11 protein-coding genes are annotated in these 16,069 nt (G+C 73.3%); 1 reads left to right on the top strand and 10 read right to left on the bottom strand.

Annotated elements, in window-relative coordinates:
- Positions 1 to 54 precede the first annotated feature (54 nt).
- The 10 genes from ABWU78_RS05005 to ABWU78_RS04960 form a co-directional block, all read right to left on the bottom strand.
- Positions 55 to 1,545: a GH1 family beta-glucosidase gene (locus ABWU78_RS05005; RefSeq protein WP_439157731.1), complete on the bottom strand. Its 1,491-nt coding sequence runs from the start codon at positions 1,543 to 1,545 to the stop codon at positions 55 to 57.
- A gap of 158 nt (positions 1,546 to 1,703) precedes the next feature.
- Positions 1,704 to 4,001 carry an alpha-xylosidase gene (gene yicI / locus ABWU78_RS05000; RefSeq protein ID WP_439157730.1) on the bottom strand — a complete coding sequence of 766 codons (2,298 nt, stop codon included), beginning with the start codon at positions 3,999 to 4,001 and terminating at the stop codon, positions 1,704 to 1,706.
- Positions 4,002 to 4,078: 77 nt separating this feature from the next.
- Entirely contained in the window at positions 4,079 to 5,002 is a 924-nt protein-coding gene (locus ABWU78_RS04995) for a carbohydrate ABC transporter permease (RefSeq protein ID WP_253053387.1), read from the bottom strand.
- Positions 5,002 to 5,991 carry a carbohydrate ABC transporter permease gene (locus tag ABWU78_RS04990; RefSeq protein WP_439157729.1) on the bottom strand — a complete coding sequence of 330 codons (990 nt, stop codon included), beginning with the start codon at positions 5,989 to 5,991 and terminating at the stop codon, positions 5,002 to 5,004. Before ABWU78_RS04990 ends, ABWU78_RS04995 begins: the two co-directional genes overlap by 1 nt.
- A gap of 95 nt (positions 5,992 to 6,086) precedes the next feature.
- Positions 6,087 to 7,388 (bottom strand): ABC transporter substrate-binding protein, encoded by a 1,302-nt coding sequence (locus ABWU78_RS04985; RefSeq protein ID WP_439157728.1) that lies wholly within the window; start codon positions 7,386 to 7,388, stop codon positions 6,087 to 6,089.
- A 72-nt stretch (positions 7,389 to 7,460) separates the two neighbouring features.
- Positions 7,461 to 8,516: a LacI family DNA-binding transcriptional regulator gene (locus tag ABWU78_RS04980; RefSeq protein WP_253053381.1), complete on the bottom strand. Its 1,056-nt coding sequence runs from the start codon at positions 8,514 to 8,516 to the stop codon at positions 7,461 to 7,463.
- A gap of 297 nt (positions 8,517 to 8,813) precedes the next feature.
- Positions 8,814 to 10,091 (bottom strand): N-acetylglucosamine-6-phosphate deacetylase, encoded by a 1,278-nt coding sequence (locus ABWU78_RS04975; protein ID WP_439157727.1) that lies wholly within the window; start codon positions 10,089 to 10,091, stop codon positions 8,814 to 8,816.
- Positions 10,092 to 10,171: 80 nt separating this feature from the next.
- On the bottom strand, positions 10,172 to 10,693 hold the full coding sequence (locus ABWU78_RS04970) for a DUF1990 family protein (RefSeq protein WP_439157726.1): 522 nt from the start codon (positions 10,691 to 10,693) through the stop codon (positions 10,172 to 10,174).
- On the bottom strand, positions 10,690 to 11,739 hold the full coding sequence (locus ABWU78_RS04965) for a YndJ family transporter (protein WP_439157725.1): 1,050 nt from the start codon (positions 11,737 to 11,739) through the stop codon (positions 10,690 to 10,692). The genes ABWU78_RS04970 and ABWU78_RS04965 overlap by 4 nt, the downstream gene beginning before the upstream one ends.
- The gene (locus ABWU78_RS04960) at positions 11,736 to 12,467 is read right to left on the bottom strand and encodes a TetR family transcriptional regulator (RefSeq protein WP_439157724.1); all 732 of its coding nucleotides are present in this window, start codon (positions 12,465 to 12,467) and stop codon (positions 11,736 to 11,738) included. Before ABWU78_RS04960 ends, ABWU78_RS04965 begins: the two co-directional genes overlap by 4 nt.
- A gap of 186 nt (positions 12,468 to 12,653) precedes the next feature.
- On the opposite strand from ABWU78_RS04960, the gene ABWU78_RS04955 reads away from it, so the two are divergent.
- A complete protein-coding gene (locus ABWU78_RS04955; protein WP_439157723.1) occupies positions 12,654 to 16,034 on the top strand; it encodes an MGH1-like glycoside hydrolase domain-containing protein in 3,381 nt (1,126 codons plus the stop codon).
- Positions 16,035 to 16,069: the final 35 nt, after the last annotated feature.

The following is a 16,069-nucleotide window of genomic DNA, read 5'->3' as shown; positions in this document are numbered from 1 at the left end:
CGGGCGGGCCCAGCGACTGTCTGCTTCAGCGACGGGCGGTGCCGTCGACCGCGGTCAGGCGGTCTCGTCGACCGCGGGGAGCTCGTTCGACGTCGCGAGGCGGCGGTACCAGTGCGCGGAGTCCTTCCACGTGCGCTCGAGCGTGCCGTAGTCGACGCGGATGATGCCGAACCGGCGGTCGTAGCCGTAGCCCCACTCGAAGTTGTCGAGCAGGGACCACGCGAAGTACCCGCGCACGTCGGCGCCCGCGTCGATCGCGGCGCCCACGGCGTCGACGTGGTCGTGCAGGTAGGCGACGCGGCGGTCGTCGTGCACGCGGGGGGTGCCGTCGGCGTCGACCGTGACCTCGTCGGCGAACGCGGCGCCGTTCTCGGTGACCATCATCGGCTGGTGCGGGTACGTCGTCGCCACGGACACGAGCAGCTCGGTCATGCCGGCGGGCTCGATGTTCCAGCCCATGGCGGTGTACGGGCCGGGCTGCTGGACGAACTCCACGTCGTCGACGCCGATCCACGGGCTGTGGCTCGACGCGCCGTGGCCGTCGTTCTCGGACCGCTCGCCCTCGCCGGAGAAGTGGCGCACGCGCACGGTCGAGTAGTAGTTGACGCCGAGGATCGACAGCGGCTGGCGCACCGTCTCGAGGTCGCCCTCCCGCACGAACGACCAGTCGCTCACGTGCGCGGTGTCGGCGAGCAGGTCGGCAGGGTACTCGCCGTCGAGCATGGGCGCGAGGAACGCGCGGTTGGCGAGCGCGTCGATCTTCCGGACCGCGTCGAGGTCCGCGGCCGACGACGGGTCGTCGGGGCGGATGACGTGCAGGTTGAGCGTGACGGACGTCTTCGCGTCCTCGCCGAGCTCGTCGCGGATCGCCTGGACGGCGAGGCCGTGCGCGAGGTTGAGGTGGTGCACGGCCGCGAGCGCCGCGGCGGGCTCGGTGCGGCCGGGCGCGTGCACGCCGGAGCCGTAGCCGAGGTAGGCGGAGCACCACGGTTCGTTGAGGGTCGTCCAGGTGTCGACCCGGTCGCCGAGCTCGCGCGCCATGTGGCGGGCGTACTCGGCGAACGCGTACGCGGTGTCGCGGTTGGCCCAGCCCCCGGCGTCCTCCAGCTCCTGCGGGAGGTCCCAGTGGTAGAGCGTGACGACGGGCTTGACGCCCTTCTCGAGGAGCGCGTCGACGAGGCGCGAGTAGAACGCGACGCCCTCGGGGTTGAGCGGGCCGGTGCCGCCCGGCTGGACGCGCGACCACGAGATGGAGAACCGGTACGCCCCGAGGCCGAGGTCCGCGATGTGCTGCACGTCCTCCTGCCACCGGTGGTAGTGGTCGTCCGCGACGTCGCCCGTGTCGCCGTTGAGCGTGCGGCCCGGGGTGTGGGAGTAGGTGTCCCAGATGGACGGCGTGCGGCCGCCCTCGGCGGCGGCGCCCTCGATCTGGTAGGCGGCGGTGGCGGAGCCCCAGAGGAAGTCGGTGGGGAACGTGCGGCGGCCCGACGACGCGGGCGCGGCCTGCGCGTCGACGGCGACGGGGGCGGTGGTGTCGGTGGTCACGAGGGTCCTCGCTGGTCGGTCGTCGGACGACGCGGTCCGCGACGGGTGGTCGGTGGGTGCGCGTGCGTCTCGGTGGGTGCGAGCGCGGCACGCGCGGGAAGTGCAGGGCGAGCATGCCATGGGAGCGCTTCCATGACATGCTCGCCCAGGATACGTCCTCAGCCGAGGTCGATCGTCACGCTCGTCGCGCCGTGCGCCTCGGCCGCCGCGGAGCCGGCCCGGACGGACCAGGCCGCACGGGCGTCGTCGGACGAGACGGTGAGCGTCGCGCCCGACCGGCGGACGCGGAACGTGGCCCCGGGCGCGCCGTCCGACGGCGGGACGACCACGAGCTCGTCGTACCCGTCGGGCAGCTCGAACGCGTGCAGCGTGACGCCGTCGGCCCAGGCGTAGTCCGGCCGGTCCGTGCGGGCGCCGACCGGCAGGACGGTGCCCGGGCGCACGAGCACCGGGAGCGAGTCGAACCCGTGGGTCTCGGTGACCCAGCGCGGGCCCGTCACGGTCTCGCTCAGGGCGGGGCCGTCGTCGGGCTGCACGAGACGCGTCCACGTGCCCTCCGGCACGTAGTACTCCACGCGGCCGTCCGCGCGGAACACCGGCGCGACGAGGAGCGCGTCGCCCAGCAGGTACTGCGTGTCCGCGGTGTACCCGGCGCGGTCGTGCGGGAGCTCGAGCACGAGCGGCCGCATCATCGGCACGCCGTCGGTGTGCGCCTCCTCGGCCACCCGCCCGAGGTACGGCATGAGCGAAAGCTTGAGGTGCGTGAACTTGCGCGTGACGTCGACGGCCTCGTCGTCGAACGCCCACGGGACCCGCACCGAGCCCGAGCCGTGCAGGCGCGAGTGCGACGAGAGGAGGCCGAACGCCGTCCAGCGCTTGAACACGCCCGGGTCCGGCGTGCCCTCGAAGCCGCCCATGTCGTGGCTCCAGTAGCCGAACCCCGACATCGACATCGAGAGGCCGCCGCGCAGCGACTCGGCCATCGACGCGTACGTCGAGTCGCAGTCGCCGCCCCAGTGCACGGGGAACTGCTGGCCGCCCGCCGTCGCGGACCGCGCGAACAGGACCGCCTCGCCCTCGCCGCGCGTGCGCTCGAGCAGCCGGAAGACCGCCTCGTTGTAGAGCTGGGCGTAGTAGTTGTGCATCTTGCGCGGGTCGGAGCCGTCGTGCCACGCGATCCCGTCGACGGGGATCCGCTCGCCGAAGTCGGTCTTGAAGCAGTCGACGCCCTGGTCGAGCAGGCCCTCGAGCTTGCCGACGTACCACGCGGTCGCGTCGGGGTTGGTGAAGTCCACCAGCCCCATGCCCGCCTGCCACAGGTCCCACTGCCAGACCGACCCGTCCTCGCGCTTCACGAGGAAGCCCTGCTCCGCGGCCTCCGCGAAGAGCGGCGAGCGCTGCGCGACGTAGGGGTTGATCCACACGCACACCTTGAGCCCGCGGTCGTGCAGGCGGCGCAGCATGCCCTCGGGGTCGGGGAACGTGCGCGGGTCCCACTCGAAGTCGACCCACTGGTACTCGCGCATCCAGAAGCAGTCGAAGTGGAACACCGACAGCGGCAGGTCGCGCTCGGCCATGCCGTCGATGAACCCGTTCACCGTCTGCTCGTCGTAGCTCGTCGTGAACGACGTCGTGAGCCACAGGCCGAACGACCACGCCGGCACGCGCGCGGGGCGGCCCGTCAGCGCCGTGTACCGGCGCAGCACGTCCTTGGGCGTCGGGCCCTGGATGACCAGGTACTCGAGCGACTGCCCCTCGACGGAGAACTGGACGCGCGTGTTCACCTCGGAGGCGACCTCGAACGACACCTTCTCCGGGTGCTCGACGAACACCCCGTAGCCCTTGGTCGTGAGGTAGAGCGGCACGGACTTGTACGCCTGCTCGCTCGACGTCCCGCCGTCCTCGTTCCAGATGTCCACGACCTGGCCGTTCTTGACGAACGGGCCGAACCGCTCCCCTAGGCCGTAGACGAGCTCGCCGGGCTCGAGCGCGAGCTGCTCGTGCGTCCAGGCGCGGCCGTCGTCGGCCGTGACGTGCCCGACGGACTTCGGCAGCGAGGAGGTCAGCACCTCGCCGTCCGCCTCGAAGTCGACGCGCCAGCGGTCGCCCCGGTGCACGCGCACCGCGAGGTCCTTGGACCGCAGGACCGCGACGTCGTCGTGCACCTCGACCTCGGGCCGGAACCCGGGCTCGCCGGTCACCTCGAACGCCGGGCCCCGGCGCACCGCACCCTGGTGGTGCTCCACGCGCACCCGGATCACGCCGGGTGCGGGCGAGGAGTACGTCGTCGTGAGCATCGGGCGGTTGAGAGTGTCGCCGCGGCCGCGGATCTTCGCCGTCGGCGCGTACACGGTGAGCGTGCCGGCCGCCTCGTCCGCGCGGACGTCGTCGACCTCGACCGCGTAGAGCGGGTGCATGCCGGGCCGGACCTGCCAGTACCCGTCGGTGAACTTCATGGGTGGTGCTTCCTTCGTCGGTGCGTTCAGGTGTCTCGGGGGCCGCCCCGGGGCGGCTCGGCATCACACGGGGAGCGTCACTTCACGGCGCCCGCCGTGACGCCCCGGGTGAGGGTCCGCTGGAAGATGAGGAAGAAGACCAGCGCGGGGATCAGCGACACGAGCGCGCCCGCGTTGGTCGTCGGGGCGTCCATCATCCGGTCGCCCTGGAGCGACGCGAGCGCGATGGGGATCGTCTGGGTGTCGTTGGTCGTCAGCATGACCAGCGGGATGAAGAACTCGTTCCACGTCCAGATGAAGAAGAAGATCATGAGGACGCCGAGCGTGGGCTTGACGATCGGGTAGACGACCTGCCACAGGATGCGCCAGCGTCCGGCGCCGTCGAGCTGGGCCGCCTCGAGCAGCGCGGGCGGGAACGTCCCGAGCACGGACGCGAGCAGGTACGTGCCGAACGCCGCCTGGATGACCGTGAAGATGATGATGATCGACCACTGCGAGTTCGACAGGCCGACCTTCTGAGCCATGTCGAACAGCGGGTAGATGAGCGCCTCCTGCGGCAGCATGTTCGCCACGAGGAACAGCGTGACGATCCAGAGGCGGCCCTTGATGCGGCCGACGCCGATCGCGTACGCGCTGAGCAGCGACAGGAGCGTGCCGAACACGGCGACGAGCGCCGAGATGAAGACGGAGTTCCAGAGCTTCTGCGGGAAGTTCGTCCGCGTCCAGAAGTTCTGCACGCCGTCGAGGTAGAGCTCCTTCGGGATGCTCAGCGGGCCGTCCTGGGAGTACTCGGCCGGCGACTTGAACGCGTTGAGCACCATGATGACGAACGGCGACAGCATGAGCAGGGCGACGAGGATCGCGGCGGCGAGCACGAACCAGCGGCCGACGCCGCGGCGGTAGCGCTCGTCCTGCCGCGTGGCGCGCAGGGCGCGGCGGGGGCTGGACGCGTCGGCGCCCGGCGCCACGGCGTCCGCGGGGGTGGTGGTGACGGTGGACATCAGCGGCCCTCCTGCTCACGACGCTCGGCGCGGCTCTGCAGCGCGAGGATCACGACGGCGACGACGATGATGACGAGGGTCAGCACGGTCGCCACCGCGGCGCCGTAGCCGACCTTCGACTTGTCGAAGAAGTTGAGGTACGAGTAGTAGCTCGGGACGAGCGTCGAGCTCTCCGGCCCGCCGCGCGTGAGCACGTAGATGGGACCGAACACCTTGAGCGCGGCGACCGTGCACGTGAGCGTGACGACGAACGTCTCGGGACGGATCTGCGGGATCGTGATGGCCCCGAAGCGGCGCCACCAGCCCGCGCCGTCGAGCTCGGCTGCCTCGTACAGCTCGGGGTCCACGCGCTGGAGCGCGGACATGAAGATGACGACGGGGTAGCCGATCTGCACCCAGATGAGCACGAGCATGACGCTCGGCAGCGCGGTCGTCGTGTCGCCGAGCCAGTTCGGCGGGTTCTCGATGCCGATCCCGCGCAGGATCACGTTGAGCGCACCGGTCTGGGCGTTGAGGATCCAGTTCCACAGCACGCCGGCGACGGCGACGGGCAGGATCTGCGGCAGGTAGTACGTAGCGCGCAGGAAGGCCGCGACGCGCGGGCCGAAGCGCCGGCCGAGGTAGTCGAACAGCACGGCCGCAAGGACGAGGCCGATGAGGGTCGGCACGACGACCATCGCGAGGATCATCGCGATCGAGTTCTGGAACGAGGTCCAGAACGCCGAGTCGTGCAGGAGGTCGGCGTAGTTGCCCAGCCCGTACCAGCGCATCGGCGCCATGCCGCCGCGCCACTTGAACAGGCTGTAGTAGACGTTCATCACGAACGGGTAGCCGATCACGACGACGAACGCCACCGCGCCGGGCAGGAGGTAGGGCAGGTACGGGAGCCAGGCGGGCCGGCGACGACGGCGGCGTGCCGCGGTCGCGCGCGACGCCTCGCGCGCGGGGCCGGGCCCGGCGTCGGGCACGGTGTCGGTGCGGGTGGTCATGACGGTCTCTTTCGCGGGAGGTCCTCGGGTGGGGGTGCCGGGCCGGCCGGGGCGATCGTGGGATCGGCCCCGGCCGGCCGGGCGCGTGCGTCCGCTCAGCTGTCGAGCAGGTCCGCCTTGCCGTCCACGTACGCGGACTCGAGGCCGTCGAGCACCTCGGTCGGCGACTTCGACTGGTTGATGAGCGACTGGAGCTCGCTGACGATCACGTCGTAGTAGCCGGGCACGGGCCAGTCGGGGTAGAACGCGAGGCCGTCGTCGTCGAGGATCGCCTGGAAGTTCTCGGTGAGCTGCTGCGTGCGCTCGTCCGTGATGACCGACGCGTCACCGGCGACGGGCAGGCCGCCCTTCTCCGCGAGGATGTTCTGCACCTCGGGGCGCAGCGTGATGTCGATGAACTCCTCGGCGAGGTCGGGCGAGTCCGCGTTCGCCGGGACGACCCAGAGGTTGCCGGACGAGCCGACCTGGAGCGTGTTGCCGGGGAAGTTGAACTGGCCCCAGTCGGCGTCCATCTCCTCGACGATGCGGCCGAACCACCACGAGCCGGAGACCATCATCGGGTACGTGCCGTTGATGAACGACACGCCCATGTCCTCGGCGGTCAGCGCGGCGGAGTCGGACGCGACGTAGCCGTCCTTGATCCAGGAGTCGAGCTTCTCGGTGGCCTGCGTCATCTCGGGACCGTGGAAGTCGGGGTCGCCGTCGAAGAGCTGGTACTGGTCGACGAAGTCGCGCTCGGAGTTCGCGAGCACGAGCTCGTACCAGAGCTGGCCCATCGGGTACTCGGCGCCGGCCTCGGCGAGCGGCGTCACGCCCTGGTCCTTGAAGGCCTGCATGACGCTCTCGAGCTCGTCGAGCGTCGTCGGCACCTCGAGCCCGTACTGGGCGAACATGTCCTTGTTGTAGTAGACCTGCACGAACTCGCCGTAGTTCGGGACGCCGTACCACTCGCCCGAGCCCATGAGGCCCTGGTCGTCGTAGGTCGCGGTCGTCTGGAGCGAGCCGCTGAGCTTCTCGTCCCAGCCGCGCTCGGTCGCCGCGTCGGTGAGCGGGGTCAGCAGGCCCTGCGCCGCGAGCTGGCCGGCGGTCGCGTTGCCCTTGTTGTACTCCATGACGTCGGGCACGTCGTCGCCGGTGAGGACGATCTTGGCGTTCTTCTGGATCTGCTCGAACGTCTGCTTCTCGACGACGACGTCGACGTCCGGGTTCTCCTCCTCGAAGATCTCGATCGCCTTGGCCCAGGCCTGGCCCATGGCCGAGTCCTCGTTCTCGTAGTGCCAGATCGTCAGGGTCTGGTCGTCGGACCCGCCGCTGCCGCCGGAGCCCCCGCACGCCGCGAGGGCGAGTGGGAGCGCTACCACGGCAGCGACGAGCGAGATCTTCCGGGATCGCAGCATGTGCGTGTCCTCCTCATCGAGTTCCGGCGCTGGAGCCGGAGGGTGACCGGGCCCGTGGCCCGGCCGGTCGGTTCAGCGAGCCTGGGGCTCGCGGTCGTCGTCGTCCGGCGCCCGGCGGGCCGCGGGGGCGACGCTGCTGCCGGGTTCGAGGACGCACGGGATGAGCACGTTCGGCGTGCTCGGACGGGAGCCGTCCACGAGGGACAGCAGCTTCTGCACGCCCAGGCGGCCGAGCTCGGCCCCGGGCGCGTGCATCGTGGTCAGCGGCGGGTTGCTCATCTCCCCGACGCCGGGCGACGTGACGATCGACAGGATCGACATGTCGCCGGGGATCGCGACGCCGCGCTGCTGCAGCTCGGCGACGACGCCGAACGTCGCGATCTCGTTCATGGTGACGAAGGCCGTCAGGCGGGGCTCGCGCCCCAGGAGCGTCGCGACCGCGTCGCGGCCCGCGCGCGGGGACTCGTCGACGCGCAGCGAGACCGGCTCGAGCCCGCGCCGACGCATCGCCGCCTCGAAGCCCTCCTCGGCCCGGAACGTGGGCGCGTAACCGTCGTCCGCCGTCGCCTGCGAGTGGTTCACGAGGGCGACGTGCCGGTGCCCGAGGTCCACGAGGTGCTGGACCGCGTCGTCCGTCGTGCGCTCGAAGTCGATGTCCACGGACGGCCGGTCCGTGACGTCGCGCGTGCGGCCGATCATCGTGTACGGCACCCCGGCCTCGTCGAGCACGTCGACGCGGGCGTCGTCGAGCGCGACCTCCATGAGCAGGACGCCGTCTGCCATCCCCTGGCGCACGAGGTCGCGGACCTCCGGGGCCTGGGTCGTGCGGAAGGGCCAGAGGACGAGGTGGTACCCGTTCTCGCGCGCCGTCTCCGCGGCGGACGAGACGAACTCGGCGACGGTGCCGCCCAGCCCCTTCTCCATCGCGGGGTAGATGAGCGCGAGCACGTGGCTGCGGCGCGACGCGAGCCCGCGGGCCATCGCGTTGGGCTGGTAGCCGAGCTCGGCCATGGCGTCCTCGATGCGGCGCCGTGTGGCGTCGGAGACGGGACGGGTCCCGGACAGCGCGTAGGAGACCGTGCTCAGCGAGACCTGCGCGCGTCGCGCCACGTCCTGCATCGTCGCCATCGTCACCACTCCCCTGTGGTCCGGTTCCGCGCCTCGGCCGTCGAAGCGCTTCGTCGAAACGCATCGTCGAAGCGCTTCGCTGTTACGAGTATTCGATGAACAAATGACGAGAGTCAAGCCCGAGGAGCAAGAACGCGCTCTCCGATTCCGGACGCACTCCCGACCTGCGACGACGCCGCACCCGATCTGCACGCCGACGACGCGCCGAACCCGGGGTCGCTCCTCACCGGACGGGCTGGGTGAGGAGCGACCCCGGGTTCGGCGGTGCAGTCGGGCGCGCGACGGCCGCGCAGGGGGTCAGAGTGCGAGGTCGACCGGGGCGGCGGCGCGCAGGACCTCGCGGACGCGCAGGTCGGCGTCCGTGACGACGACGTCGGCGCGGCGGCCCGCGACGAGGCCGCCGCGGTCGTCGAGGCCGAGCACGCCGGCCGGGGTCCAGGAGGCGGCGCGGACCGCGTCGACGAGCGGCACCCCGGCCTCGACCGTCTCGCGCACGACGTCGAGCAGGTGGTACGTGCCGCCCGCGATGGACCCGCCCTCGGTGAGCCGCGCGACGCCGTGCGCGACGGTCACGCGCATGGGTCCGAGCTCGTACGCGCCGTCGGCCATGCCCGCCGCGGCCATCGCGTCGGTGACGAGCGCGACGGCGTCCGGCCCCGCGACGGCGCCGTCGGCACCGACGTGCGACCCGACCAGCTCGACGACGCTGCGGATCGTGCCGTGCGCGAGGTGCGTGCCGTCGGCCACGAGCTCGACGACCAGCTCGCCCCGCGCGGCCGCCGCGAGGCACGCCGCGATGGGGCCGGGCTCACGGTGGTGCAGGGGGCGCATGCCGTTGAACAGGTGGGTCGCGGTCAGGCGCGCGCCGGGCCGCCCGGCGGCCGCGAGCGCCGCGACGCCGGCCGCGATCGCCGCCTCGGTCTGCTCGGTGCTCGCGTCGGTGTGCCCGATCGACGGGAGCGCCCCGACCTCGACGAGGGTCTCGATCACGCCCCCGGCGCCGACGACGCCCGGCACCTCGGGCGCGACCGTCATGGTGCGCAGGTAGCCGCGTGCGGCCGCGGCGATCGCCCGCACGAGCTCCGGGTCGCCCTCGAGCATGTCGTGCGGGTTCTGCGCGCCGCACCGCACCTCGGAGAGGAACGGGCCCTCGAGGTGGATGCCGACGATCTCGCCCGCGTCGGCGAGGTCCGCGAGGTTCGCCGTGCGCTCGAGCAGCACGTCGCGCGGCGCGGTGACGAGCGAGGCGACGAGGCTCGTCGTGCCGTGGCGCAGGTGCTCGCGCGCCGCGACGCGCGCCTCGTCGACGCTCGTCGCGTCCGGGAAGCTCGACCCGCCGCCGCCGTGGTCGTGCACGTCGACGAGGCCCGGGAGCAGCGTCGCGCCGTCGCCCGCGGGCAGGTTCGCGTACCCGGCGTCGGCGGCCTGCGCGCGGGTCCCGACCCACGCGACGCGCCCGTCCTCCAGGGCCACGACACCGTCCTCGAGCACCCCCGTCGGGGTGACGACGCGGCCCACGAGGACTCGTGCGGTGCCGGGCTGCTGGTCGGGACGAGGGCTGCGGGCGTCGGTCATGGCCCCATTCTGGCGCACTTCGTACACCCGGCGTGCAAACCCGCGCGGCCGTGGACGCGCGCGGGTCGTGAGGCGAGACGTCAGCGGTCGCGCGCGGCGAGCAGCCGCCGTGCGCCGCGTCCGAGGTGCAGGGCGAAGAGCCGCTGGAACGTGGGCACGGCGAACGCGAGCGGGCGCACCCACCACAGCACCGGGCGGCTGAACACGTCGATGCTCCACCACAGGTCGCCCGCGTCGTCGCGCTCGACGGCGAAGCGCTCCTCCCCCACGAACGCGTGCCCGGGCAGGGTGCCGTACCCGAACGCGACCCGGCGCGCGGACCGCTCGACCCACACGACCTCGCACGGTTCGTGCAGCCGCAGCCGCCCGACGCCGAGCAGCGTCGTCACGCGAGCACCGGGCACGGCGACGGGCGCCGCGGTCTCGAGGCGCACGCGCGCCGCGGCGTGCACGCGCCACGTGAGGAGCTGCTCGCCGAGCCACGCGAGGTCGTCGGGCGTGCGCGGCCGGTCGGTGAGCCGACGGCGCACGTGCAGGTAGCGGTACCCCGCGGGCCGGTCGCCGGTCCGGGTCGCGCCGACCTCCGGGTACGTGAACGTCATGCCGCACTCCCCTCCCGGGCCCGCCCGGGCCCACGTGTCGTGTCCTGCCCTGCGTCGCGGTGCTCCTCGTCCGCGCCCTCCGCCCCGCGCGGGAGCGCCGGCCGGGCCGCGAGGACCCGCAGCCCGAGGAGGGTGCAGAGCACGAACCCGAGCGCGTTCGCGACGCCGTGCGTCGCCGCCATGACGTCGAGGCTCGGGTGCGCGAACCCGAGCGCCTCGCCCGCGGCCCACCAGAGCGCGAGCAGCATCGACAGCCCGACGACGACCGCACCCGCGCCGAGCAGCGCGCGGGCGCCCGCGGCGCTCCCCGCGCTCACGGAGCCGGTGGAGCGCGCACCGTCGGTCCGGTGCGCGTCGTCCGGGCCGACGCCGCCGACCTGGCCGGCCGGACCGGCGGTCCGCGCGAGCGAGCGGACCGCCGCGACCGCGGTCGCCCACAGGGCGAGCGTGAGGACGCCCGCGCCGACGAGCTCGGCCGCGTCGCCGACGAGGTAGCCGACGAGCACGAGCGCCGTCCCGAGCGGTACGCCCCACGCGCCGACGACCGCGAGCCGGTCGGTGACCGCGAGACGCGCGACCGTGCCCGCGACGAGTGCCGCGCCGAACCCGGCGTAGAGCATGTGCGGGACCGTGAGCGCGAGATACGTCCCGGAGAACCCGAGGAGCCCCCACCCGGCGCGCTCGGCGACCAGCGCGCTCGCGCCGACCGCCGGCATGACCAGCGCGGTCGCGGTCGCCGCGCGCGAGGCGAGACCTGCCGCGGCGACCCGCCCGTCGCGCACGTCGCGCGCCGTGCGCACCGCCAGACGCCCGCCGGCGCCGGCGAGCACGACGGTCGCCGTCGCGAGGACGAGCGCGAGGAGCACGGACGCGGTGCCGTGCGGCAGCACGAGGCTCACCGACCCGGCGACTCCCGCGAGCGGCCACGCCACGCTGCGCGGCGCCGGGACGACGTCGGGCCCCAGGAGCCGGAGGCCGAGCGGCAGGACCACGACCATGCCGAGGATCACCAGGCCCGAGACGAGGGCTGCGCCGGCGGGGCTCACGCGCCCGCCTCCGGCCCGTCCGCGCGCTCGCGGGCCGCATCGGCCGCAGCGGACGCCCCGGGCACTCCCGGGTGGACCGCACGCACGAGGCGCAGGACGTCGTCGACCACCCCGCGCGCGACGGGCAGCCGCGCGAGCCGGACGAGGCTGCCGACGAACGCCGCCCCGCCGTCGACGAGCCGGCGCGTGCGCGCGAACCCGGGCGAGGTGTCGTGGACCCAGAACAGGGTGATGCCGAGCTGGGCCAACCACAGCAGCTCGGGCAGCTGGGCGCGCAGCCGCTCGGGGACGCGCGTCGACGCCCCGGCGACGACCCGCTCGAACAGGTCGCGCGAGAGGTCGCGCGAGGCGGCGGAGGCCGCGGAGAAGGGGCTCGCGTCCGAGCCCGGGCGGATCGCGACGGACACGAACTCGCCGCCGAACGCGTGGAAGGGGGCGAACGCGTCGACCGACGCTCCCCAGACGCCGCGCAGCCGCTCGGCGAGCGAGCCGCCCGCGGCGAGCACGGGCGCGGCGCGCTCGGCGTGCTCGCGCTGCACCTCGAGGTAGAGCTCCTGGACGAGCGCGTCCTTGGACGGGAAGTGGTAGTAGGCGTTCCCGGTGCTCACCCCCGCCGCGGCGGCGACGGCGCGCATGGTCGTGCGCTCGTACCCGACGTCGCGCAGCATCCGGACCGCGACGTCGCGCAGGTGGGCGCGCGTCCGCTCGGACTTCGGCGTCGCGCTCATGCGACGAGGCCACTTTTGAACATGTTCAAAAACTACCACGCGGGACATCCGGCCGGCGCGAGGGGTCAGCACCGGCGGGGGCTGTTGTTTTCTGTTCGCTCTTGTGGGAATCTGTGGCCGACAGCGCAGTCACGTCCCCGTGCCCTGGAGCGCGCGGGACCCGCTCTTCGACGACGAAGGACACGCATGCGACGACCACGCTCGACGGGCGCCCTGGCGCTCGCCTCCGGCCTCCTGGCCCTGGCCCTCGCGGCCCCGGCGGTCGCGGCGACGCCGCCGGTCCCCGCGTCAGCCCCGCCCACGTCCCCGGGCGCCACGACCGACGACCCGACCACGCCCCTCGACCGGCCCGAGGTCGGGCCGGGGACCTCGTTCGTCGACGTCCGCGAGAAGCTCGACGGCTACGCCGACCCCGACTGGTACGCAGCCAACGTCCCCGTCGTGGACCTCCCCGACGCGGACGCCGAGGCGGTCTACTACTACCGCTGGCGCGTGCTCAAGGAGCACCTGCGCTACACCGAGCCCGGCACGGGCTGGGTGCTCACGGAGTTCCTCGACTGCTGCGGCTACGCCGCGCCGTACCAGGCCATCAACGCCGCGGCGGGCCACCAGCTCGCCGAGGGCCGGTGGCTGCGCGACCAGCGCTACCTGGACGACTACGAGGACTACTGGCTCACCGGCCCCGGGCAGATCGAGCCCGCGCAGAACCCCGAGGCGGCCGACTGGGCGCACCAGTACTCGTTCTGGGCCGTGACCGCGATCGTCGAGCGCGCGAAGGTCACCGGGAACCTCGACCGCCTGCGCGCGCTCCAGCCCGAGCTGGAGACCTTCGTCGAGGACTGGGGGAACCAGTTCGACGCCGACCTCGGTCTCTACTGGCAGACGCCCGAGTACGACGCCAAGGAGAGCTCGCCCGCGTCGTACGCGACCGACCGCGACTACGCGGGTCGCCACACGTTCCGGCCGTCGATCAACGCCTACCTCTACGGCGACATGCTCGCGCTCGCCGAGGTCGCGACGCTCAACGGCGACGAGGCGACCGCGACCGAGTACCGCGACCGCGCCGCCGCGCTGCGCGAGGCCGTGGACACCTACCTCTGGGACGACGAGCGCGCGTTCTTCTACGACGTCGTGGACTGGGAGAACCCGGACCACGAGCGGCTGCGCGACCGGCTCGACGTCGGGTTCGTCCCGTGGAAGTTCGGCCTCGCCTCGCCCGAGCAGGCCGTCGCCCTCGACCAGCTCCTCGACCCGCAGGGGTTCGCGGCGCCGTACGGCCCGACGGTGACCGAGCGCCGCTCGCCCGACTTCTGGCGCTCGGCCGACCAGGGCTGCTGCAAGTGGGACGGGCCGTCGTGGCCGTTCTCGACGTCGCTCACGCTCGACGGCGTCGCGACCGCGCTGCGCGACGACGCCGCGGGCGACCTCACGCGCGCGGACTACCTCGACCTGTTCGACACCTACGTGCGCACGCAGTTCCGCGACGGCGAGCCGTACGTCGCCGAGGCGCACCACCCCGACGAGGACCGCTGGATCTACGACGGGAGCAACCACTCCGAGGACTACCTGCACTCCAGCTACGTGGACCTCGTGCTCCAGGACCTCCTCGGCCTCCAGCCGCAGTCCGACGACTCGCTCGTGCTCGACCCGCTCGTGCCGGCCGACTGGGACTGGTTCGCCGCGGAGAACGTGCCGTACCACGGGCGGAACGTCACGGTCCTGTTCGACCGCGACGGCTCGCGCTACGGGGCGGGCTCCGGCCTGCGCGTCTACGTGGACGGCGAGCAGGTGCTGCGCGCCGACGCCGACGCGCTCTCCGAGGGCGCCGACCCGGTCGAGGTGCCGGTGCCGAGCGGCGAGCCGCAGCGTCTCCCCCACGCCGTCAACACGTCGGCGAACCCGCTCCGGAACGCCTACCCGCGCCCCGTCGCGTCGTACACGTGGCGGTACGACGACGCGTGGCGGGTCCTCGACGGCAAGGTCTGGTACGACGAGGTGCCGCAGAACACGCGCTGGTCCAACTACTCCTCGCCGAACGCCCGCGACTGGGTGGGCGTCGAGTTCGCCGAGCCGACGACGATCGGCGACGTCCGTTTCCACGGCTACCAGGACGCCGACGCCGTCCAGCCCGCCGTCGGCTACGAGCTCGAGTACTGGGACGGCGCGGCCTGGCAGGTCGTCCCCGACCAGACGCGCGTGCCCGAGCAGCCCGTCGGCAACGGCCTGAACCGCATCACGTTCCCGCCGCTCGAGACGACGAGCTACCGCGTCACGTTCGACGCCGCGCCCGGGAAGTCCGTCGGGGTGACCGAGCTCGAGTCGTGGAGCCCCGTGTCACGGGCCGTCTCCGCGCGCGTCGAGGCCGCGGAGCCCGCCGTCGGGCGCGCCTCGCGCGTGGACGTGACCGTGTCGACGCGCGCGGACGCCGTCGCCGACGTCGAGGTCGCGCCCGACCTCCCGGCCGGCTGGACGGCCGTCGCCGTGGGCGAGGCAGGCCCGGTCGACCTCGGGGCGTGGGACCGCGCGACCCGGTCGTGGGACGTCACGCCCGGGTCCGACGCCGTCCCCGGCAGCGAGGCGCGGGTCGGCGCCGTCCTGCGCTGGGGCGGGTCGAGCGCTCCCGAGGAGGCGCGCGCGACCACGACCACCCGGCTCGCGTTCGACCCGGCCTGGTACGACGACGTCGTGCTGCACGACGACTTCGACGCCGACACCACGGCGGACTACGCGACCCTGCAGCCCTCCGGCGAGGCGCTGCCCGCCGTCGCGACCGGGGACGGGGTGCTCGCCGCGACCGGCGACGCGCGCTACTGGGGGCTGTACGGCCACCGCACGGCCCGCGCGACGCCGTCGTCCGTGGTGGTCGCCGAGATCGGCGCGTTCTCCGGCGCGGGGACGCAGGAGGACTCGCTGTTCCTCGGTCTCGCCGCCGCGGACCGCACCTACGCGCTCGCCTGGTTCAACCACACGAACGTCGCGTCCGGCCTCGACTACGTCGGGGGCGCGGACGGGTCGTCGCCGTACTTCGGCATCCGGGGATACGGCCCCGGCGACCGGATCGCGCTCCAGGTGAACGGCGCGCGCGTCGACGTGTTCGCCGAGGAGGACGGCGAGTGGGCCTGGTACGGCGGCACGACGACCGGCGGCGCGCTCGACACGTCCGACCCCGACGTGCTCGCCGGGCTCCTGCCGACGATCGGCTTCCGGGCCGACCGCGGGACGGTGAGCATCGCGTCGTTCGAGGTGCGCTCCCGGTCCGCCGCGACGCCCGCGCCCGAGGTCGACGTCACCGCCGTCCCGCGCTGCCTCGCCGGCACGGCCTACGTCGCGGTCCGGGCGGCGTACGTCGGCACGGGCGGCGCCGGGGCGGGCGACCCGGTGGACGTCGAGCTCGTCACGCCGTTCGGGACGCGCACGGTCACGGGCGTCGCGCCGGGTGCCAACGCCTACCAGTCGTTCTCGGCGCGCGCCGCGTCGCTCGCGGCGGGCACGGCGACGGTCCGCGTGACCGACGCCGCAGGGACGGTCACCGAGCACACGGCGCCGTTCGCGGCCGTCACCTGCTGACCGCAGGGCCGATCCCACGGCCCTGACTCGTCGAC

The organism is Cellulosimicrobium sp. CpK407, assembly GCF_051844275.1.
In the GTDB taxonomy this organism is placed as follows: Bacteria; Actinomycetota; Actinomycetes; order Actinomycetales; family Cellulomonadaceae; genus Cellulosimicrobium; species Cellulosimicrobium cellulans_G.
The sequence above is the reverse complement of the archived record's forward strand: the minus strand, read 5'-3'. Positions and strand labels throughout refer to the sequence as shown.